The organism is Pseudomonadota bacterium (genome assembly GCA_018817425.1).
GTDB lineage: Bacteria > Desulfobacterota > Desulfobacteria > Desulfobacterales > RPRI01 > RPRI01.
Window position 1 is genome coordinate 45,126 of sequence record JAHITX010000100.1, and the last position, 20,624, is coordinate 65,749.

General features: G+C 38.7%; 16 protein-coding genes. 4 read left to right on the forward strand and 12 right to left on the reverse strand.

Features of this window, described 5'->3' with window-relative positions:
* Window positions 1-355: 355 nt before the first annotated feature.
* Complete coding sequence (locus KKC46_17705; GenBank protein ID MBU1055637.1) at window positions 356-943, forward strand: 5-formyltetrahydrofolate cyclo-ligase; 588 nt, start codon at window positions 356-358, stop codon at window positions 941-943.
* 9 nt (window positions 944-952) lie between these two features.
* On the opposite strand, the gene recC is transcribed toward KKC46_17705, so the two are convergent.
* The 11 genes from recC to KKC46_17760 all read right to left on the reverse strand — a co-directional run bounded on the left by recC (window position 953) and on the right by KKC46_17760 (window position 13,141).
* Window positions 953-4,222 (reverse strand): exodeoxyribonuclease V subunit gamma, encoded by a 3,270-nt coding sequence (recC, locus tag KKC46_17710; GenBank protein MBU1055638.1) that lies wholly within the window; start codon window positions 4,220-4,222, stop codon window positions 953-955.
* Window positions 4,223-4,251: 29 nt separating this feature from the next.
* Window positions 4,252-6,042, reverse strand: a complete 1,791-nt coding sequence (locus KKC46_17715; GenBank protein MBU1055639.1) for an ATP-binding cassette domain-containing protein — start codon at window positions 6,040-6,042, stop codon at window positions 4,252-4,254.
* Window positions 6,043-6,056: 14 nt separating this feature from the next.
* Window positions 6,057-6,989 carry a cobalt ECF transporter T component CbiQ gene (gene cbiQ, locus KKC46_17720; GenBank protein MBU1055640.1) on the reverse strand — a complete coding sequence of 311 codons (933 nt, stop codon included), beginning with the start codon at window positions 6,987-6,989 and terminating at the stop codon, window positions 6,057-6,059.
* Entirely contained in the window at window positions 6,982-7,611 is a 630-nt protein-coding gene (cbiM, locus tag KKC46_17725) for a cobalt transporter CbiM (GenBank protein ID MBU1055641.1), read from the reverse strand. Before cbiM ends, cbiQ begins: the two co-directional genes overlap by 8 nt.
* A 4-nt stretch (window positions 7,612-7,615) precedes the next feature.
* Window positions 7,616-7,924 carry a hypothetical protein gene (locus KKC46_17730; GenBank protein MBU1055642.1) on the reverse strand — a complete coding sequence of 103 codons (309 nt, stop codon included), beginning with the start codon at window positions 7,922-7,924 and terminating at the stop codon, window positions 7,616-7,618.
* Window positions 7,921-8,253 carry a carboxypeptidase regulatory-like domain-containing protein gene (locus KKC46_17735; protein MBU1055643.1) on the reverse strand — a complete coding sequence of 111 codons (333 nt, stop codon included), beginning with the start codon at window positions 8,251-8,253 and terminating at the stop codon, window positions 7,921-7,923. Before KKC46_17735 ends, KKC46_17730 begins: the two co-directional genes overlap by 4 nt.
* Before the next feature lie 13 nt (window positions 8,254-8,266).
* On the reverse strand, window positions 8,267-9,079 hold the full coding sequence (locus KKC46_17740) for a DUF4198 domain-containing protein (GenBank protein ID MBU1055644.1): 813 nt from the start codon (window positions 9,077-9,079) through the stop codon (window positions 8,267-8,269).
* A gap of 42 nt (window positions 9,080-9,121) precedes the next feature.
* Window positions 9,122-10,240, reverse strand: coding sequence for a carbohydrate porin (locus KKC46_17745; GenBank protein MBU1055645.1), 1,119 nt, complete (start codon window positions 10,238-10,240; stop codon window positions 9,122-9,124).
* A gap of 340 nt (window positions 10,241-10,580) precedes the next feature.
* The gene (locus KKC46_17750; protein MBU1055646.1) at window positions 10,581-11,447 is read right to left on the reverse strand and encodes a metal ABC transporter permease; all 867 of its coding nucleotides are present in this window, start codon (window positions 11,445-11,447) and stop codon (window positions 10,581-10,583) included.
* Window positions 11,440-12,255: a metal ABC transporter ATP-binding protein gene (locus KKC46_17755; GenBank protein ID MBU1055647.1), complete on the reverse strand. Its 816-nt coding sequence runs from the start codon at window positions 12,253-12,255 to the stop codon at window positions 11,440-11,442. Before KKC46_17755 ends, KKC46_17750 begins: the two co-directional genes overlap by 8 nt.
* On the reverse strand, window positions 12,248-13,141 hold the full coding sequence (locus KKC46_17760) for a zinc ABC transporter substrate-binding protein (protein ID MBU1055648.1): 894 nt from the start codon (window positions 13,139-13,141) through the stop codon (window positions 12,248-12,250). Before KKC46_17760 ends, KKC46_17755 begins: the two co-directional genes overlap by 8 nt.
* Window positions 13,142-13,387: 246 nt before the next feature.
* Here KKC46_17760 and KKC46_17765 point away from each other — a divergent pair, with 246 nt between their 5' ends.
* From KKC46_17765 to KKC46_17775, 3 genes are all read left to right on the forward strand, one after another.
* Entirely contained in the window at window positions 13,388-13,759 is a 372-nt protein-coding gene (locus KKC46_17765) for a transcriptional repressor (protein MBU1055649.1), read from the forward strand.
* 126 nt (window positions 13,760-13,885) lie between these two features.
* On the forward strand, window positions 13,886-15,205 hold the full coding sequence (locus tag KKC46_17770; protein MBU1055650.1) for an aminotransferase class I/II-fold pyridoxal phosphate-dependent enzyme: 1,320 nt from the start codon (window positions 13,886-13,888) through the stop codon (window positions 15,203-15,205).
* A gap of 119 nt (window positions 15,206-15,324) precedes the next feature.
* Window positions 15,325-19,719, forward strand: coding sequence for an activase (locus KKC46_17775; GenBank protein ID MBU1055651.1), 4,395 nt, complete (start codon window positions 15,325-15,327; stop codon window positions 19,717-19,719).
* Here KKC46_17775 and KKC46_17780 read toward each other — a convergent pair.
* Window positions 19,649-20,371, reverse strand: coding sequence for a HesA/MoeB/ThiF family protein (locus KKC46_17780; protein ID MBU1055652.1), 723 nt, complete (start codon window positions 20,369-20,371; stop codon window positions 19,649-19,651). The genes KKC46_17775 and KKC46_17780 overlap by 71 nt on opposite strands.
* Between the last annotated feature and the right edge of the window lie 253 nt (window positions 20,372-20,624).

Here is a 20,624-nt window from a genome sequence, read left to right on the forward strand (position 1 = left end):
GAAAATTATTGATAAATAATCGAGCCACTTTCAAAACGTTTCAGTTTGGTCAAGCTCAAGGCGGGCGAAAATCTCAACCACAGGAATACATAGAGTATTTCGAGGATTGAAATTTGAGCCCAACGCAGAGATCGGCCAAAATGGGGCATTTTGAAACTGGCTCAATCATATAAACAAAAAAAAGCAAGATATAGAGTGCATAGAAATAATGCATATAACACAAAGTAAATTATGATATCCTAATATGTTACTTTTAACCACGTATCATCTTTTTAGTCAATGATTATTATAAGTTGACTTTTATCAACAATCCTGCTATAAAAAACAAAAATTTCCAAAATCAGGGAGACCATATATGGAAGAGTTGCGAGTAAAAAAAATTGAAATACGAAATAATATATCCAAAATTTTCAATAAGCTTTCTTCTAACAATATACCCAAAATAAAAAAAAGTTTAGAACAACGGCTTTTTGATTTTGCAAATTTTGTCGAAGCAAAAATATCTTTATTATATATTAATTCTGAATATGAGGTTGCAAGCAAGAATATTATTAATAATTCTATAAAGTATAATAAGACTGTTGTTCTACCCTCCTATGATAAAGAAACACATGAAATAGTTTTTATGAAGATTGAAAATTTTGCAAAAGATTTAAAGCCTGGAGAAAATGGTGTTTTGAAGCCTGATGCCAAAAGATGTAAGATAGTTCCAATAGAATTTATTGAAATCGCAATAATCCCCGGCCTTGCTTTTGATGAGAAGGGAGGAAGGATAGGTTCCGGTGATGGTTTATATGACAGATTGATTCCAAAACTTCCTTCTACTGCAAGAAAAGTAGGTCTGGCATATGAGAGCCAGATTATGCAACAAGTGCCGATGGAATCTCATGATAAACATGTAGATATAGTAATTACAGAAGATAGGGTAATATACAGGATTTAAGCATATATTTTAAAATTCTGACATATGTTCTAATAATGGAATAAATACGGATTCCGATATTTTTATGAATGAATCATTAAATATATCAAGAGAGTCTGTTTTCCCGAAGCAAGTTTTGTAATACAGATCATTAGAAGTCATCCGGTTATAACCGCCTTCCCATTTATTGCAAACATCTTTTATCGCAGCTTTAGTATTTTTATTGCCAATGTGGACTTGCTTTACATAGTCGTAAGATAAATCAGGAAAAAAATTAAGTGGGGTTAAAAGGCCTTCCCAATACAGGTTCAGAAGCTTCTCAAGAATTTCCCGGCTGTTTGAGGTATGTTTAAATCCAACTTCTTTATCCATGCAAATAAGCAATGATTTAAGTTGTTTTTTATTATAATAAGTTGAACATAAGGCCAGATGATATATCCATGATTTGATAATATCTTTTGCTTTCATTGCAGCATACCTTAAGTTGATTATGCCGTCATCATGACAATTATTTAACCTTCCTATTAATGAAAAATTATTTATTGTAATATCAAGCTCTAAAGAAGATAATATTTTGCCCTCTTTGGCAGCTTCTGTGTTTTTTATAAAATTTATTGCATCAATACTTGATTCGTTTAGCAGTATATCCCCGATTCTTTCATGGGGAAGCGTACCTTTCGATTTATATGCACTAAGGCAAAAATCTAAAGATTTGCCTGCCTGTATGTCCGATAAAAGGTTTTGATTAACCAGATAATTATCTATACCAGTCAAAGCAAAAATCTCTTTATCCGGTAAAGCGTAATCTGCTTCTTCAAAATATATTCCTAGTCGTTTTTGAAGAAGGTATTTTGCAGGATTTGCAAAAAAAGTGCTCAAGGAATCAATATGTACTATTTTCCATTCATCAGAAGGAAAAGAAAGTTTGCTTGAAATAAAAGGGATATTGTCTTTTTCTGTAAGCCTGCTTTCATTTAAGCTGCATGCCGCGAGCATATTATCTTCTGAGTAACTGAAAAGCTTTGAGGCATCTTTAAAATAATCAGGAGAAAAAGCCTGGAGCTTATGAGAAGTTATCATCTTGTCATGCGTGAACCCAAAGCCTTGTTTAATATAATCAAGAAGCTCACTTACTATTACAGAAGGCGGTATCAGGCTGTTATCCTGGATGCTTTGCCCGACATAGCTTAAATAAAATATTTTTCTTGCGCTTATTAAACCTTCAAGAAATAGATATTTATCATCATTTTTCTTTGATCTATCACCCGGTCTGGGATTGCTTGCCATAAGGTCAAAGCTGTATGAATATGAACTTCTTGGGAAAGCATCATTATTCATTCCAAGAATACATATAACTGTAAAAGGTATGCTTCTCATTGGAAGCATAGAACAAAATGTTATACCTTTTGTTTTAAATCCGGATACGCTATATTTATTTTCGAGTTTTTTTCTTAAATAATATTTAATAATATCAAATTCCAGCTCTTTATCAAAACCTGAAAGCCTGGCATTGTTTAGCATGTCTCCTAAAACTTTGCGTATATACTGTATGCCATGCTGTATCTCATCATTTGTTGTAAAAAAGGTATCAATAATTTCCGAAAGAAGAGTATGCCATTTTTTAATTGTTTGAGATCCTTTCAGCGATTTTCTTAAATCAAAGATTTTTTCCAAAAACTCAAGAAAGTTTCCCAATATATTTGCATCAGAGCCTTCGATTTCGCTAAAAGGAAGGATGCCCATATACATAGAATCGTTATGCTGCGCACCTTTATGGCACATAGTATAGCCCAAGAGCAGTCTTTTTATCCCGGACTTCCATGTGTTGTCAAAAATTTCAGGAAGACCCAAAGCTGTTTTATGGGCTCCGTCAATACCCCATCTGATTCTGGTATCTTGCAGCCAACCTCTTATGGTTTCGAGTTCGGATTCAACAAGCCCAAAATTTTCTTTAATTCCCGGATATTCTAAAATCGCCATTACATGTGAAACTTCGAATCTGCTTTTACCCAAATCGAGGATAGATAAAAAGCCATCTATAATTTCGTTTTCTTTTCTTATGGCTCTATCTGAAATTGAAAAAGGAATATGCGGTTCATCATCATCTCTGTTATCAAATACTGCATTGATAAATGGAGTGTAAACTTCTATATCCGGTGCCATTACAAGAATATCATCCGGCAAAATATCAGGATAATCTTCAAACATAGAAAGAAGATTATCATAAAGCACCTCTATTTCCCTTGTTTGGCTATGGCATGAATGAAACTGTATGGAATGATCAGGGTCTTTAAGTTTGTAATGATTATCAGAGATATTTCTTTCTTTAAGGTTTAAGATGTCGGATTGTATGCATGAAAGTATATCAATGCATTTCTGATCCTCAAATTCTTCAATTAATATATGTTCGGCAGAAGTCATATATTCGATAAAAGTTTTACCAAGCTCTCCTAAAGATGATAATATGCTGTTTCCCTTTTCAATATGTAAATATTCTTCTTTTATGTTTGTTGCATATTTATTCTTTATTTTACCAGCTTCTTTGTCTGTAAGTATATCTGTCCAGTATTGGTTGCAAGGATTTAAAATAAACATATTAATTTCAACGGTATTTGCTAATTCTTCAATAAGTTGCATATGAAAATGCGGAAGGGATGATATGCCAAAAACAGATACTCGTTCAAATAACTTTCCTGAATCCAAAGCCATGGCATTAAGTTTTTCAATCAGGGTTTTTTGCAGATAAGGCCTGTGATATTTTTCATTATCTTTTATGATTTCTTGCCATAAAATTGCCTGCCACTTATGATTTATTTTGTTTTCTTCTTTTTTGTTTTCCCAGGAAAAAATAAAATCCGGTCTGAAAACTGTATACTGATCAAAAAGATCGGCAATTTTTTCGGAAATCTCAAAAAGCTTCAAACTGCTTTTATCGTCTTTAAGATATCTTTTTAAACCTTCAAAATCTGTCCGGTCTAAAAATTCCGGAAGCATTTTTACAAGTTTTAATGTCATTATATCCGGTGTAAAAAAGTTTGTTCCGGGGATATCTGCGAAAAAACTCTTAATCAAATAATCAAGAAAAGCATTGGGGAAAGGAAAACGGCAGTTTGCGCAAACACCGTTTTGCTTTGCAATTTGCATCAAGAGCCATCGTTCCATTGCTTTGCTCTGGACAATTATAATCTCCTGGGAAAGAGAAGATGATAATGATCCGCAAGCAGGAGCTTTGACAATCTGAGCAAGCTTTTGGACAAGAATTTCAAGTTTATTGCTGGTATATATTTTAAGGCCAGGCATATGATATCTTTTAATAGTATATTTTAAAGTTATGAACTGTTTTCTTTATCATGTTCTATATGGTCGTGGTTGTGATAGCGATGGGGTGTATGGTTATGATCTTTTTCTTCTCCGGGATGGCTGTGTACGAAATGATGGCTATGTTCGTGTATGTGCTCAAACAGATCGTAATGCCCTGCATCTTCATGCAGATGAGGCTGGATATGGAGATGTTTATGTATGTGCCTGTGTTCATGTTCATGCTGCAATCTGCTGATGGTGCTGCTGCTTTTCTCACGATATGAGTAGGCCAATCCGTTTAAATTTCCTAAGCGCTTGTCTTCCAGAAAAACTTTTATTGGCATATCTTCTATAATCTTTCCCTTGTGCATAACAATGGTGCGTTCTGTCAGCTCCTTGATGAAAAAGATGTCGTGACTTACAAGTAAAAGCGTTGCGTTAAGGTTGGAGAGAATTGAAAGCAGCAGCTCTTCTCCCTGTGGATCAAGCCCTGCTGTAGGTTCATCCAAAATAAGAAGTTTTGGTTTCATAGCAAGCACACAGGCGAGCGCAAGACGTTTGCGTTCTCCTCCTGAAAGATGCAGGGGAACGCGCTCTTCATAACCTTCCATATGAACCATTGCCAGTGCATCTTTTATTCTTCTATCTGCTTCTGTGCGTGAACAACCAAGCTGAAGCAGTCCAAATTCTATTTCTTCTTTCACACTTGGGCAGAAAAGCTGGTCGGCGCAGTCCTGAAAAACCATGCCGATATGACGCCAAAGAGTCTTTTGCTGTTTATGCTTAACAGGATTTCCTGCAAAATAAAAATCTCCGTTTCCATGAAGAAGACCGAGAAGACATGATAAGAGTGTTGTTTTACCAGCTCCGTTTTCTCCTACAATTGATATCCGTTCGTTTTCACAAATCGAAAAATTGATACCGCAAAGCGCAAGTGTTTTGTCAGGATAACGGTAATGGTAATCACTAAGAGCCACGAGTTGATTATTATAATTTATTGCGGAAGAAGAAGTTGTCTTATGTGCTGTGTTTGTTTGAACGGTATTTGAGTCTGTGATGACAAGCCGAAATGAAAAATCAAGTCCGTGTGTTCTAAGAGATTGCCTTTGAGATACTAGTTCGCTCATTGTATAATCGTGATGTATGCGGCCCTTATCTAAAACCACGGCACGATCGCATAGTTCGTACAAAAAGATCAAATCATGGCTGATACAAATAAGTGTGCCGGAAAAATCCTTTAATAGATCCAGAAACACTTGCTCCTGATGAGGGTCCAGATTGGCTGTTGGTTCGTCTAAAAACAGCACATCAGGTTGCATGGCAAGTAAACCGGCTAAAGCAGCACGTTTTTTTTGACCAAAGCTTAAATTATGTGGAGCTTTATAGGCCATGTCCGTAAGACTTACTTTCTGCAATGCATAAAGAGCGGCTTGATTTGCATCCTGAATCGAAAGCCCCTGATTGCGGGGGCCGAAAGCTGTATCTTCTATAAGAGTGTGGCAGAACAATTGATCGTCCGGATCCTGAAAAAGCAGACCGATCTTAAGCCTGCTTTTATCAAGATGGTCACCTTTTAGAAGTTTTTCTTCATAAAAGACTTCTCCTGACGCAGGCGAAAGCAATCCGCATAATTGCTTGACCAGAGTGGTTTTGCCTGATCCATTCTGACCGACAAGGGCGATTCTTTCTCCTTTAGCTATATCTATGTTGATATCGGATAGGGCAAGTGTTTTGTCAGGGTAGCGGTAAAACAGATTGCGGGCGGAAAAAAGCGGCGTATTGATAATATGCCTTGTGATATGTTGGTAAGGTTCATGCATTTGTATATTTTACCTTAATATATTGTATGGCATATAATACGGTCGTAAATGATAAGCGCAATTCCTGCTGCAAGCCAGATTGCTGAAATTACAATATCACTTGTCTTCAGCTTCAACCCGGCAGGTTCGGGAAAACGTCCCTTGTATCCGCGTGCACGCATTGCATCAAAAACCCGTTCGGTTCTTTCAAAGCTTCGCACTAAAAGCATTCCGAGAAAATTGGACAAAGCTCGCAAAGTTTGCATGTTGGTATGTTTTTTAAAACCTCTTACATGCATTCCGGAAGACATACGTTTGGCTTCATGACGAAAGACATGTAAATACCGGTAGCTTAATAAAACCATCTGTCCGGCCATTTCCGGAACGCCCAGCCTGGAGAGCCCGTGCAGGGTTACAGGAAGGGGAGCGGTTGATAAAAGAGGCTCCATTAATAAAGTAATTGCTATAGCCTTTCCGGCAATAGTAGCAGCAAGCAGCAAACCTCTAAGGTTAAAAACAAGCCAATCAATATTACCAAAAACAACAAGCGTATCTTTGCTGTGAACTGGCACTGATAAAGGCATTACTATAAAAAACATGCTGATAAAACCTGATATTGCAAGAAGTCTTAGAAGAGTTTTGGAAAAAGAAACCCTTGCAACAAGAAGTACAAGCGATGAGATACAAATTGCAACAAGTGCCGGTGTCAGATTTTTAAGTGATGCAATAATAAAACTGAAGATAAGTATTGTCACAATTTTAAAGCGAACATCCCAGAGATAAAATGGTGATTTTGAAACGGCTTCATCAATTGCCGGTACCGACCAGTCACGTTCTTCTTCAGGCACGCTTTGCTTGTATGCGATGCGCCTTAAAACAGCTATTGTTACAGCAAGAAGTGCTACCGGAATCAGTATAAAAACCGGCAGCTGCCATAATGGCAGTTCGATATGGCTTATTTCAATCATTGTTATTTCCGGGCGAATCAGAAAATGATAGTTCGAGTAGCTCCGGTTTGACATGTGCCAGAAATCTTATGGTAAAAGCAGTCACAATACCCTCAATAATTATTACCGGTACATGCGCTGCCAGCGCTATTTTTGCAACACCGACAAAATCTTCACCACCGGTAAAAAGCAATCCAGCCAAAATAATTGCTGCCAGTACCGTTCCGGCGGCGCCCACCAGTCCTCCTATAACAGTCTGACGCTTTCTGGTGGTGCCTTTATATTTTTGGAATAACCAGCCGCATATTATAGCCGGCAGTCCCATCATGAGAGTATTTGCACCAAGTGCAGTCAATCCCCCAAATTGAAACAGCAGACTTTGCAAAAGAAGGCCGAGACCGATTGAAAGAAAGGCTGCCGGGCCTAGCAGTGCTCCGGTAAGCCCTGGTATAAGTAAATGAACGCTGGTAGGCCCGAAAGGGATATGTATCAGCGAAGCAACAAAAAAAGCCGCCGTTACTACCGCAAGTTTGGGAAGATCATTGTTTGAGGTACGGCGCGCGCTTAAGGCAGTAAAACCGGCTGCCGCAATATAACCGCCTATTGTCACGGAAATGGGTAGAACCCCGTCTGATATATGCATACTTCTATTCCTTTTTGCGTGAAGCAACAAAAGCAGCTGTTCCGAACAGACCGAATATATAGCCGATACCGGAAAAAACATCTTTTAAACCGGGTTTGTCGAGATCGGCGCGAAGCGCTGCTATTTCCCTCTGGATACGTCTAAGTTCGGAAGATAATTTGCTGTTTTGCTCTTTTAAAAGCTGCACAACATCATCGCCAGAGTAATTTTGAGGTTTATTCTCCTGTGTAGTCTGCGCCGAAACTTGACCTGTCGTAAAAGTAAAACAGGCACACAGCAGACCGATCAAAACCGCTCTTTGAACCAGATTCATTTTCCTGCCTCCACTTCGGCCTTTTTCAACTTATAATTATTCTTATGTCCCATGGATGCCTCAATAACAATATTTAAATCATCCATTTTAGGTATTGTAAAGCTAAACAGCCCCTTTTCATCTGTAATGCCCTCAAGAAGCTTTTTGTTTTGACTGTCAAAAACCAATACTTTGCCCTTTTCAACCGGGCGGCCATCCGGAAAATAGCTTTCTGTGAAAACCTTCCCTCCTTCCGCATAGGCGAAAAGATTAACCTTATGAGCCATTGCGTTTGTGCAAAAAAGCAATAACACAGAAACAAATATTAAAACAAAATGTATTTTTTTCATCATATCACCCTTTTCATTTCATATCTATGGTATGTACCCAGATAACAGCTCCAATTTCAATCCCTTTTTCCTTGCCTTCATATTTGAGCTTCCAGTCGGCTTCATTTAAAGCTGCAAAACCCCACCAACCAGCTCTGGGCATAGCATAAGTAAAAACGCCGTTGCTATCAGCTTTTACAACCTGGGTTACATAAGGGTCCGATGGCGCGATAACAATGTTTTTATTTCCGGGAGATTCATTCAGATATTCTACCTCCACTTCGGCAAATGGTACAGGTTTTCCTTTAAGCAATACCTGGCCGGTAAACAAATTTCCGGTCCACAGGCCGTATGGCCTTGTAAGCGGGATGATTTCAGTTTCCAGTCCAACAGGTTCATTCCATCCTTCTTCTTTACCTAATGCATTAACACATACTTTGGTGTAATGAATGATAAAAAGATCTTCCGCCGGTTCCCAGTAGGGGGTGGGCTCTACAAAGAAGGTGTAGTCTCCGGGTCTGCGGATTTTATATTCGGATGTCCAGAAACTAAAATTTTCGGTTTGATCAGGACTTTTGCCTTTGGCTTGCTTAAGAGTACCAAGCAAATCATATTTTTTGCCGTCATGGATTACACCGAACTGTTTGGGCTTGACCATTTCCATATAGTGCATTTCCATTGGATGAATAAATTTAATTTGAATATTTATGGTTTTGCTATCATCTTTTGAGATGATGTCATCTGATGGTATTACAGTTCCGAAATGAGCCGATGCAGGAACACAAGTAAATATAATAGCCGCTGAAACCATAGATATTAATAAGTAAAATAAATATTTTGTACGCATAGTAAATACCCCCTTAATTTTTTATGTTTGTTATTCTGCTAACTAAAATTCTGCTGTCATCCTTATGCCGCTGATCCAGCCTTTAACATCATCGGCGCCGATTTTATGGTTATCTTTTAAATACTGAAGATCGAGAGTTGTTGAAAATACCTCGTTAAGGCCTATCCGTAAGTAAGCTTCGGCTACCTTGGAGGTTTCAATTTCCTGATTACCGCCTTTTAAATAGGCGCAGCCGATACCGGCATTGTCCTGTTCGCGGTTCCATAATTTGCCGCTGATATTAATTCCTCCTGAATACAGATCCTGAAAATGTACGATAGCTTTATCATCGCTCCATCCGAATCTGATCCATGCGCCCAGAATATCACCTAACTCCTGGTCGAATGAGATGATAAAGCACTTTAATGCTTCCGTATCACTTCCGTCCGGATCGCTGAAATCGTCACTGGTTGTATCGAACATAACACGGTAGTTTCCTTCGCCTAAGGGCGTATCGATAGTATATCCGATTTGTGCGCCGTAAAATTGATACGCTTTACCCTCGTCGTTTTCACCTAACTGCATGATCACACCCCTTAAGGAAAGCTTTTCCATCTCCCATTCCATAGCACCGCCGATATCATATGAGGGTAGAAATGTGTTTGGCCCGTTTGTCAGTGCCTCATTCATGAACTGGGTGTATTCATCGTTGGCATATTTGTTATCATCCAGATAATCCGTGGCATCTATTATACCTCCGGTGATACCAAGAGTGTGATCTTTGCCAAAGTCAAATGTATGTTTGTACCATGCAGCAAGCAGATAATCACGGTTGCGTCCGTTTATATCCCTTACATCATCTTCCAGAGATGCAGCCCATGGTGCCAGAGCAAAAGAATGATCATCTGTATTAAGTCCGTTTCCTGCACCGAACCCGAATTTTAAGAAAACATCGTCATTCTTTGTGGGTTTTATGGATAGCTCCAGTTGAATGGGAACAGCCCCGCGGCCAAAATCTTTGGCGCCCGGCCTGTCTTTAGCACTTTCATACTGGTAAGCGCCTGCTATTATGCCGTTTAGTGCGATCTTATCACTGATTCTGCCAATTTCTGCCGATTCATTTGATTTGTTGGTTTCCGTAATCTTTTCAAGTTCAGCCAGCCTTTGCTTTATCTGGGTCATTTCTTTTTGTATGGCTTCGTTTTTCCCATCATAGGCAAAAGCGCTTGCCGCAAACATTGTTATAACTGCAATCACAACAATTCTTATGATATTTTTCATCTTTATTTATCTCCTTTCCGTAATGTTCAACTCCGATTTCCAAAAAAAAAGCCACAAAGGTTTAACGCATCATATTTGATGCGATATGCCTTCATGGCCTTATTAAATTTATTTACACGATTCTTTAAAGGAAACTTCTGTTTCCTGATTGTTTTAATCTGTATTATAACGAAATATAAAAATCAATAAATAATTTACACTAAAAAAACATATGATCTTTAAAAATATTTCTTATATTTTCTTATATTGTGGAATCTTTACGTATAAGTAAATAGAAAACACTTATGATAAACCAGAGACAGGCAACAAGAATAATCGTAGCACCGGTTGCAGTGTTTGCCCAATCCTGTGCTGAAATTATCAGGCCTGCTATTGCTGATGTGATGCTGATAAGAAGTGCCCACCAGAACATGGCACCTGCCGAACGGGCAAAATTCCGGGCTGCTGCGGCCGGAACTATCATCATTGCTGTAACGAGAAGTACACCAACTGCCCATACTGAAAACATGACAATTAAAGCAAGCAGCCCTGCGAAAATATACTGGTAGGTGGCTACATGTATGTTGTGCGCTTTGGCCAGAGTAGGGTTTAGCCCAATATATAGCAGGCGGTTATAGCTAAATGCCTGGAAAATCATTAGAGTGATAAACAAAATGAAGAGGTATAAGATATCGTTATTTCCGATGGTTAAAATGTCACCGTATAAAAAGCTTTGCATATCGCGAGCTACAGAGCGATCTCTGCTTACCACAGCCAATCCGAATGCAATTACTGCCGAAAAGAATACTCCGATAATAGTATCGGAAGACAACATACTTTTCCTTTGGACAGCCATAATACCAAGAGCAACCAGAACACCTAAAACAGGCATGGTCCAGTGAGGATTAACGGAAAATATAAGCCCAAGCGCAACACCGGCAAAAGCCGAATGGCTGATGGCATCCGAGAAAAAAGCCATTCGGAAATTTACTACCTGGACACCCATAGCAGCGGCCATTGGTGCAAGTAGTATTAGTCCGACAAGAGCCTGCTGCATGAATCCGGCCTGAAGGCAGTCAAAGGGGAGAATCTTGGCAATGATTTGATAAATGGGTAAAAGATCAGGCATTTTGATCCTTATTGCAGCATGGTCCGGAGCAGATAGTGCTGCCGTCCGGCATGGAATTTGAATCTACCATTCCCATATGCATACCGAAAATAGCAGTAAGTGTTTCACTGGTCAATGCATGCTGCGGTGGGCCTTGTGCGGCAACTTTATGATTGAGACAAATAACATGGCTGGCATGATGTGTTACTGTGGCAAGATCATGGCTGACCATAAGCTGTGTAAAGCCCTTTGCCTTACGAAGTCCGTCAAGAAGTTCACAAAATATATATTCTCCCTGAAAATCCACGCCTGAAGCCGGTTCATCCAGCACCAGCAGCTCGGGCTCCTGTTGGAGTGCCAAAGCCAGAAGCACCCGTTGCATTTCGCCACCGGAAAGGGCGCCAAGTTTGCGTTTGGCCAGATGTTCAGACTTTACAGAGGCAAGATATTCAAGAGATTGGTTTTTTAAGTCATTTTGAATACCGAACCATAGTGGTTTTCTCTGGATTCCCATTGCAAGAAATTCTACTACAGTGACGGGTATTCCGCGATCAAAAGCGAACCGTTGGGGGACGTAGCCGATTTTTGAACAACTTCCATTTATATTGCATGTTGTATGTATAAAACCCTTATATGCTACTTCACCTAACAGGGCTAAGAGCATTGTTGTTTTACCTGCGCCGTTAGGACCAATAATAGCGGTGCAGCCGCCCCGCGGAACAGCAGCAGTTACATTGTCAAGAATCGATATGCCACCGCGTTCGATAGTTACATTTTCGAATGAGACTGCCGTATCAGCGGATATTTCGACTGTTTTTAATTTATTCATCAAGTGTTTTTTTAAGAATCTTTATATTTTTTCGCATGACTGTTTCATAATAATCAAGCGATGCGTTTTTTGGGCCGGTTGCAACCGGGTCTAAGATTTTGGTAACAATACCGGCTTCTGTGGCTATGACATGGCCGATTTTTTGAGGATATTGAGGTTCGGTAAAAATAGCTTTTGCGTTTTCATTCCGGATGGTTTTTATAATTTTGAGGATTTCCGCTGCCGAAGGCTCCTGGCCGTCATACTCCTGAAGTACAGCAACAATATTAAGCCCCATATCCCTGGCAAGATAATCAAATACGCTATGCTGTGTTACTATGTTTTTGTTTTTAAGGTGCTTTCCAAGGGCCGAAAATTCGTCAGCCAGTTTATTCATTTTTTTAGCATAAATACGGGCATTCTCCAAGTAGAATTCTGCCCCGGATGGGTCTATCCTTGAAAGGTCATTTGCTATGTTTATTGCCAAATGGGCTGCCATACGGGGGCTGGCAAAAAGATGCGGATTTGTTCTGAAATGATGATGATCAGCATTGTCAGAATGTTGAAGAATGTCTTTGATTCCCCTGGAGCTGTCAATGGTTTTTAATGATGAATTAATTTTTTTTAGTGGTGCACCAAGAAACTCCTCCATGCCGAGACCGTTTATAATCAGTACATCAGCCTCCACAAGTTTTTTCATATCCTGCGGTGCAAGAGCATAATCATGCGGACAGCCAACCTGAGCCGGAATCAGCAGATCTACGTTCATATTGTTTTTGCCGTGAATAATATTTAGAGTGATCAGGCGGATCGGAAAAGTGGATGCCAATATTTGAAATTTTTTATCAGCCGCTTGAGCATTTGATAAAAATCCGGAAAAAGCAATGCAATAACAAAGTAATGTCATATATAACAAAATAAATTTTTTGTTCATAACCAATTAAGACGCCTCTGATTTTGTTTTATGTAATAGTAAGAGAGTTTTGCATGGCTTTAGATAGGGTGTTATTAAACAAAGATTAACGCTTCCTATCTCTGCGAATGCATTTGCATTAATGATAGATTTGTTCTTCTTTCAAGTCAACATGTAATGCAAATATATTTGCATTAAAGCGGATAATCATATATGTAATTAAAAAAAGAGGTATTAATGATAAAGAGAAAAACATCGCAAAGAGATGCAATCGAACAGGTTTTTAGAACTGAAAACAGACCATTGGGTGTTGAGGAAGTTCTGAAATCAGGCCGTAAGATTGTTAAATCTTTAAATCAGGCCACAGTCTATCGTAACCTTAAACTGTTGGTCGAAAATGGGAGGCTTAAACCTGTCAGTCACCCGGTGCTTGGAGTTTTGTATGAGCAAACCGGCAGGGAACACCACCATCACTTTTATTGCCGTATTTGTGACCGAGTTTTTGATCTTCCCGGATGTTTGCTAAGTGACATTAAAGCAGCTCCTGAAGGATTTGTCATGGAAAAACACGAGATTTTTCTTTCCGGAACATGTCCCTCATGCACAGAATAGTATTTGCTGATTGCCGGTTTCAAAAAACCATGCTATACATCTTTGCAATCATTATTTAACAGGTCATACTTTGAGAAACTTCTAACGGAAGTATTATAATAATAATATAACAAGGCAGTTAATTTTATGAATCCTATAGCAAAACAGCTTAATCAGACTATTGAAAATGAGAATTTGTATATACTCGATATGTTATCTTCTATCGGAAAGAACCTTTTTTTCCCGAAAGGCATATTAAGCCAGAGCGCCGAAGCAAAACAAAAAGCGTACAAGCTGAATGCAACTATAGGAATCGCAAAAGAAAGCGGTAAAACGATGTATTTCCCTTCCGTTATGTCTTTGATAGACGGTATTGAGGCGGAAGATGCTTTGACTTATGCCCCATCATTCGGAATTCCGGAATTAAGAAAAGTGTGGCAGGACTCTATTTATGAAAAGAACCCTTCCCTTTACGGCAAAAAAATAAGTCTGCCTGTTGTTACCTGCGGTATCACGCATGCGATCAGTGTGGTTGCCGATGTATTGATTGATCCTGATGATGTTGTTATTCTGCCGGACATGATGTGGGGTAACTACAATATGATTTTAAATGTCAGGAAAGGGGCAAGGATAAGCAATTATCCGATCTTTACACAAAATGGTGAATACAATCTTAGTGCATTTGAAAAATTAATTAACACTGAAGCCAAGAAGCATAAAAAAATAACAGTGCTTCTCAATTTTCCGCATAATCCCACAGGTTATACTGTTTCGGAAAAAGAGGGAGATGGTATTGCCGATATTTTGCTTAATGCCGCCACAAAAGGTACCAATATAGTTACCATATGTGATGACTCATATTTTGGGCTGTTTTATGATGATAAAACTTTAAAAGAATCTGTTTTTACCCGTATTTGTGATAGATCTCCCAACCTATTGGCAGTAAAGGTTGACGGAGCCACCAAGGAAAATTATGTATGGGGTTTAAGGATCGGTTTTATTACTTATGGTTGTAAAATCGATGGTGAAGCCGAAAAAATATATGATGCACTTGAAAAAAAGACAGCAGGATGCATAAGGGGTAATATTTCCAATGCTTCTCACTTAAGCCAGACCATAGTTTTAAAATCGATGAAAGATAAAAACTATGCTGATGAAAAAAAACAGAAGTTTGATATCTTGCAAAGAAGAGCAAACAAGGTTAAAGAAGTATTATCAAATCCAAAATATAAAGATGTCTGGGAAGTTTATCCTTTTAATTCCGGATATTTTATGTGTATAAAATTACATGGTCTCGATGCTGAGACTTTAAGGTTGCATCTTCTTGATAAATACGGCGTGGGACTTATTTCATTTGGAAAGAGTGATCTTAGAATTGCCTTTTCCTGTCTTGAAGAAACGGATATACAGGAACTTTTTGATATCATATTTCAAGGTGCCCAGGATATTAAAGGTTGCGGAACATAATTTCAATGGTTTCATTGCCAGTTTGATGTTACTCTTAAAACACGGTCAAATTGTTTCATAACATAATAAGACCGTCTCCATGAATCCACTCTTATCATATTGAGGTGATCGGTATGTATATGCAGTCCGGCAAGGAGAAGTATCAGGCAGATAAGATCAGATCTCTTGGCTTGTGCCTCGGTGCATCAACAATTTCTGCGGTTGGAGTTGAGTTTGTGCAGTGTGCTGAAAGTACTGCACCTGATAGTTTTATAAAATCTGATATTATAGATTATATAACTCTTCCCCATGAGGGTAATCCAAGACAAACTCTTCTTTCCGTATTTGAAAAGTTAGGCAGTTCTTTTGACAGAATATGCTCGACCGGCCGCAGATTCCATAAGCTTTTAAACCTGTCGAAGATTTCCGAACCGGAAGCAGTTGAATATGCCTATCGTTATGTAAAACCGCCTGAAATAGAATGTTCCGCAATTGTTTCTGCAGGCGGTGAAAGCTTTATGATATATGTATTAAACCGTGAAGGAAGGATTTCAAATGTAATTACCGGTAATAAGTGCGCTTCAGGAACCGGAGAGTTTTTTTTGCAGCAGCTCAGAAGAATGAATGTTTCGGTTGAAGAAGCAGCCGGTTTTGCAGAATCTGAAGATCCTTATCATGTTTCCGGTCGCTGCTCTGTTTTCTGTAAATCAGACTGTACCCATGCCACTAATAAAGGAATTCCCAAATCAAAAGTTACTTCCGGATTGTGCAAGATGATGGCAAGCAAGATTCTGGAGCTTTTGAAAAAAGTAAAAAAAGAAAACATAATGATAACCGGTGGAACTGCTCAAAACAAAATGATGATTGATTTTTTGCGCAAAGAGATTTCCGGTCTTATAATTCCTAAAGAGGCTCCTTATTTTGAAGCTCTGGGTGCTGCCCTATGGGGGCTTGAACACGAGACGATTGCTTTTGCAGGTGCTGACTCTTTATTTAAGAGTGAATTAACTTCTTTTGAAATACTTTCTCCGCTAAAAGAATTTGAAGATCTGGTTGAATTCAAAAGCATGCCGAAATGTGATGTTAAAGCAGGCGATATATGCACTTTAGGTCTTGATGTGGGTTCTACCACAACAAAAGCAGTACTTCTGAGAAACAGTGATGATTCAATTCTTGAATCGGTTTATCTAAGAACAAGCGGAGATCCGGTTGGCGCATCCAGAAAGTGTTATGATTATATCTTAAAAGCTGTTTCTGAAAAAACGCCGCTTTCCGGTATAACAATAGAAGGGCTTGGCGTATGCGGTTCCGGACGTCAGATAGCCGGTCTTCATGCCTTAACAGACGGTATAATAAACGAAATTATTGCTCATGCAACAGCAGCTGTTTATTTTGATCCAAAAGTAGATACAATCTTTGAGATAGGGGGCCAGGATGCAAAATATACATACATTGTAAATTCGGTTCCATCGGATTACGCAATGAATGAAGCCTGTTCTGCCGGAACGGGTTCTTTTCTGGAGGAATCTGCGTTTGAAACACTTGGAATCAAAATGGAGGATATATCAGATATTGCATTAAAGGGAGTAATGCCGCCGAATTTCAATGATCAGTGCGCAGCATTTATTTCTTCAGATATAAAAAATGCTATCCATGAAGGGTTGCAGCAGGAAGATATAGTCGCAGGCCTTGTATATTCCATATGTATGAATTATTCAAACAGAGTTAAAGGAAACCGGCCTGTAGGGGGCAAAGTTTTCATGCAGGGAGGAGTGTGCTACAATCATGCTGTACCTCTTGCTATGGCGGCTTTAACAGGCAAATCAATAATTGTACCTCCTGAGCCCGGGCTTATGGGTGCATTCGGTGCGGCACTTGAGATTAAAAAAAGGATAGAGAAAGGTTTGTTGGAAAAGAAATATTTTGATCTTGAAGTGCTGGCTGGCCGTGAGGTTAATTATGGAAAGTCGTTTACATGTCATGGAGTAAAAAATGATTGTGATCGACGTTGTAATATTGCAATCATTGAACTTGAAGATAATAAATACCCTTTTGGAGGGGCATGCAATCATTATTATAATCTTCGCAACAATATAAAAAGCAGTGATGAAAACTTTGATTTTGTACGTATCCGCCAGAAACTTGTTTTTGAAAAATACGCTGCATCAAGGCAGAACATACCGGCAGGCGGATTTAAAGGCCGTGTGGGTATTAACAGAAGCTTTCTGGTAAATACATACTATCCTTTATATTCTAATTTTTTCGCAGGGCTTGGGTTCGAGACTGTATTGCCTGATATTCCTTCTCAGGAAGGCATCGACCAGAAAGGCGCTGCTTTTTGTTATCCGGTTGAGCTTGCTCATGGATTTTTCTGGTCTATGATTTCAGGAGAAGATATCCCTGAGTATATATTTCTGCCGCATTTTAAAGCTGTTCCTGCTTTAAACGGAAATCAAAATTCACAGGTTTGCCCTGTTGTTCAGGGAGAAACATTTTATCTCCAGACAGCTTTTAAGGACAGACTTGATTATATTAAAAAGAAAGGCACAAAAATATTCAATCCCCTTATTGATCTTGGTAAAGGAATTGAATCTGCAAAAAGGCCTCTTTTTGAAACGGCAAAGAAAATGGGCTTTGGTAAAAAAGCTACACAAAAAGCTTTTGCTGCAGCGCTATATGCGCAGAAAAAATGTTTTGAAGAGATGAAAACTATCGGGAATCAGGCATTAAAAGAACTCGAAAAAGATCCAAATAAATTTGGTGTAGTAATTTTTGGCAGACCTTACAACGGGTTTTGCGAAGAAGCCCATATGGGGATACCCCGAAAATTAGCCTCAAGAGGTATCCTGGTGCTGCCTTTTGATTTTCTTGATTTTAACGATGAAAAGAGCAGACCTAATATGTACTGGGGTATTGGAGAGATGCTGATCAAAGCGGGAAATTTTGTAAAAAGTCATCCACAGCTGTTTGGAACTTTTATAACCAATTTTTCCTGTGGGCCTGATTCTTTTCTTATCGGGTATTTCAGAGATATTATGGGATTAAAACCGTCTTTAACCCTTGAACTTGACAGCCATACAGCAGATGCAGGACTTGAAACAAGAATTGAAGCTTTTATTGATATTATAAATTCATACAGGCAGCTATTATCCGGAAATAAAATATCTGTAAGAAAAAACGGCTTTAAGCCTGCAAGAGTTGCCCTGAATAATGGGGTTACAAAAGTAATTACCTCAAACGGCAGAGAGCTTTCCATGACCGATCCTAATGTTAAAGTACTTCTGCCTTCAATGGGAAGAATTCCTACCGAATCGCTTGCTGCAGTATTTCGCGCAAACGGGTTTAACGCAGAAGCACATCCTCCTTCAGATATGGCAATTCTGAAACTCGGTCGTGCCAATACTTCATGCAAGGAATGTCTGCCGTTACAATTAACAACCGGAACTTTGCTGAATTATATCAATAACGGGAAACAAAACGGTGAGGTTCTTGTCTATTTCATGCCTACTTCCTGCGGACCTTGCAGGTTCGGGCAGTATCATATTTTTATGGAGGATCTTATAAAAAGGTTGGAAATCCCTGATGTAGCCATGCTTTCCCTGTCATCTGAGAACGGCTACTGCGGGATGGGAAATGGTTTTCAAAAAAAAGGGTGGTGGGCGGTTGTAATCTCCGATGTTATGGAAGATGTTAGATCCATGATTTTAGCCAATGCAGTTGATCCGGAATACGGCATCAGTCTTTTTGAGAATGAATGGAAGTTTATTCTTGAGAAAATAGAAAAAGGTGATTTTGACAGCTTTGAAAAGGGACTCAAAATTACATCAAAAAAATTAAGTACTATTCCAATGAAACTATTGCCGGACGAAGTCCCGAAAATATCGCTTGTTGGTGAGATATTTGTAAGAAGAGATTCGATATCAAGGCAATATCTTACAGAAAAACTAGCTGCTATGGGGTTTGCAACTCTTTGTGCTCCTATTTCGGAATGGTTGTATTATTGTGACTATCTGGTTGACAACAAGCTTTCAGATTCAACAATGAATGCTATGGAAAAGTTTTCTTTTGCAATTAAGAAGAGAATTATGAAAAAGTATGAAATAAGAATAAAGGAAATTCTATCGCAATCAGGGCTTGTGCATGCTGAACCTATAAGCGCAAAAGATATAATAAAAACCGCTATGCCTTATATGTCACCTGATCTTGTTGGTGAAGCAATTCTGACTGTAGGAAGCTCGCTTGCAGAAATTGCTTCGCATACTTGTGGGGTAATTTCGGTAGGGCCATTTGGCTGTATGCCGAATAGAATTTCAGAAGCAATATTAACAGAAGTTATGAACAAAGAAAATAAGCTCGCCACAAGTCCTGATGACATGCACTTAAAAGCCGTGCTTTCGGATATTGACAGTCTTCCATTTCTTGCAATTGAAAGTGACGGCTCTTCTTTTCCTCAGTTGATAACAGCTAAACTGGATGCTTTCTGTCTACAGGCAAACAGGTTCCATTCGGCTTTGATGAATTCAAAAGACTTATAATTTCAAATGAATTATCGAAAAGATCAATAATAAGCAGTTTGTTTCTTAAAAGAGAACCTTTATTAAGAAGTACTTTTATTGCTTCCGAACACTCAAGTGATGCCAGCAAAGAAACACAGTGTGCCAATGTGCCAAGAGATGTTTCGGCTCCCTTGTTTGGGGCGTTTTTAGCTTCACCATAGATAAGTTTCAGGCCAGGATCTTCGGGAAATATAGTTGTGATTTGTCCGTAGTATCCGGCAATTGCAGCAGATATAAATTTGCAGCCTGCTTTTTTTGATGCATTTTCCAGGACAAAACGTCCGGGAAGCGAATCAAGGCAGTCTATAATTATATCCGAGTTTTCAATAAAGGCGGAGGCATTTTTATCATTTAAGAATTCACGGTGATTAATTACCGTCACGGAAGAGTTGATTTCTGTTACTCTGTTTTTTGATGCATCAGCTTTCGGTATACAAATATTACTTTCATTACTTAAGACCTGACGATTTAAATTGCTTTCTTCGAACACATCACCGTCAATAAGGTTTAAGGTTCCAACGCCTATCCTTGCAAGTGTTTCACAAACAGATCCACCAAGACCTCCTAAGCCTACAATAGTTGCTTTGGATTTTAAAAGTGTTATCTGATCTTCACAAGACAATGATTTCATATTGCGTACATAACGTTCAGGAATAATTTCAGATTCCAAAGAGGCAATCTCAAGCTCCCGGCAGCTTATATTGAATTCCTGAGATATTATTTTAACGTGATCTATCGAAATACTTTTGTATGGCGTATTGTCAGGAAGTGTCTTATTGACTGAAAACGCACGAAATTTACTTTTAATATCATCGTTCAATTTTTAGTTCCTTTCTGCTCTGTATCGATATAACAAAAAATGGTATTTTTCGGTTTCATGCAAA

Coding starts and splice junctions, on each gene's coding strand:
- KKC46_17730 (MBU1055642.1), bottom strand. CDS start 7,924: ATGAATCTGGTTCAAAGAGCGGTTTTGATCGGTCTGCTGTGTGCCTGT.
- cbiM (MBU1055641.1), bottom strand. CDS start 7,611: ATGCATATATCAGACGGGGTTCTACCCATTTCCGTGACAATAGGCGGT.
- KKC46_17770 (MBU1055650.1), top strand. CDS start 13,886: ATGAATCCTATAGCAAAACAGCTTAATCAGACTATTGAAAATGAGAAT.
- KKC46_17715 (MBU1055639.1), bottom strand. CDS start 6,042: ATGCATGAACCTTACCAACATATCACAAGGCATATTATCAATACGCCG.
- KKC46_17740 (MBU1055644.1), bottom strand. CDS start 9,079: ATGCGTACAAAATATTTATTTTACTTATTAATATCTATGGTTTCAGCG.
- recC (MBU1055638.1), bottom strand. CDS start 4,222: ATGCCTGGCCTTAAAATATATACCAGCAATAAACTTGAAATTCTTGTC.
- KKC46_17780 (MBU1055652.1), bottom strand. CDS start 20,371: ATGAAATCATTGTCTTGTGAAGATCAGATAACACTTTTAAAATCCAAA.
- cbiQ (MBU1055640.1), bottom strand. CDS start 6,989: ATGATTGAAATAAGCCATATCGAACTGCCATTATGGCAGCTGCCGGTT.
- KKC46_17705 (MBU1055637.1), top strand. CDS start 356: ATGGAAGAGTTGCGAGTAAAAAAAATTGAAATACGAAATAATATATCC.
- KKC46_17745 (MBU1055645.1), bottom strand. CDS start 10,240: ATGACCCAGATAAAGCAAAGGCTGGCTGAACTTGAAAAGATTACGGAA.
- KKC46_17750 (MBU1055646.1), bottom strand. CDS start 11,447: ATGCCTGATCTTTTACCCATTTATCAAATCATTGCCAAGATTCTCCCC.
- KKC46_17735 (MBU1055643.1), bottom strand. CDS start 8,253: ATGAAAAAAATACATTTTGTTTTAATATTTGTTTCTGTGTTATTGCTT.
- KKC46_17755 (MBU1055647.1), bottom strand. CDS start 12,255: ATGAATAAATTAAAAACAGTCGAAATATCCGCTGATACGGCAGTCTCA.
- KKC46_17775 (MBU1055651.1), top strand. CDS start 15,325: ATGCAGTCCGGCAAGGAGAAGTATCAGGCAGATAAGATCAGATCTCTT.
- KKC46_17760 (MBU1055648.1), bottom strand. CDS start 13,141: ATGACATTACTTTGTTATTGCATTGCTTTTTCCGGATTTTTATCAAAT.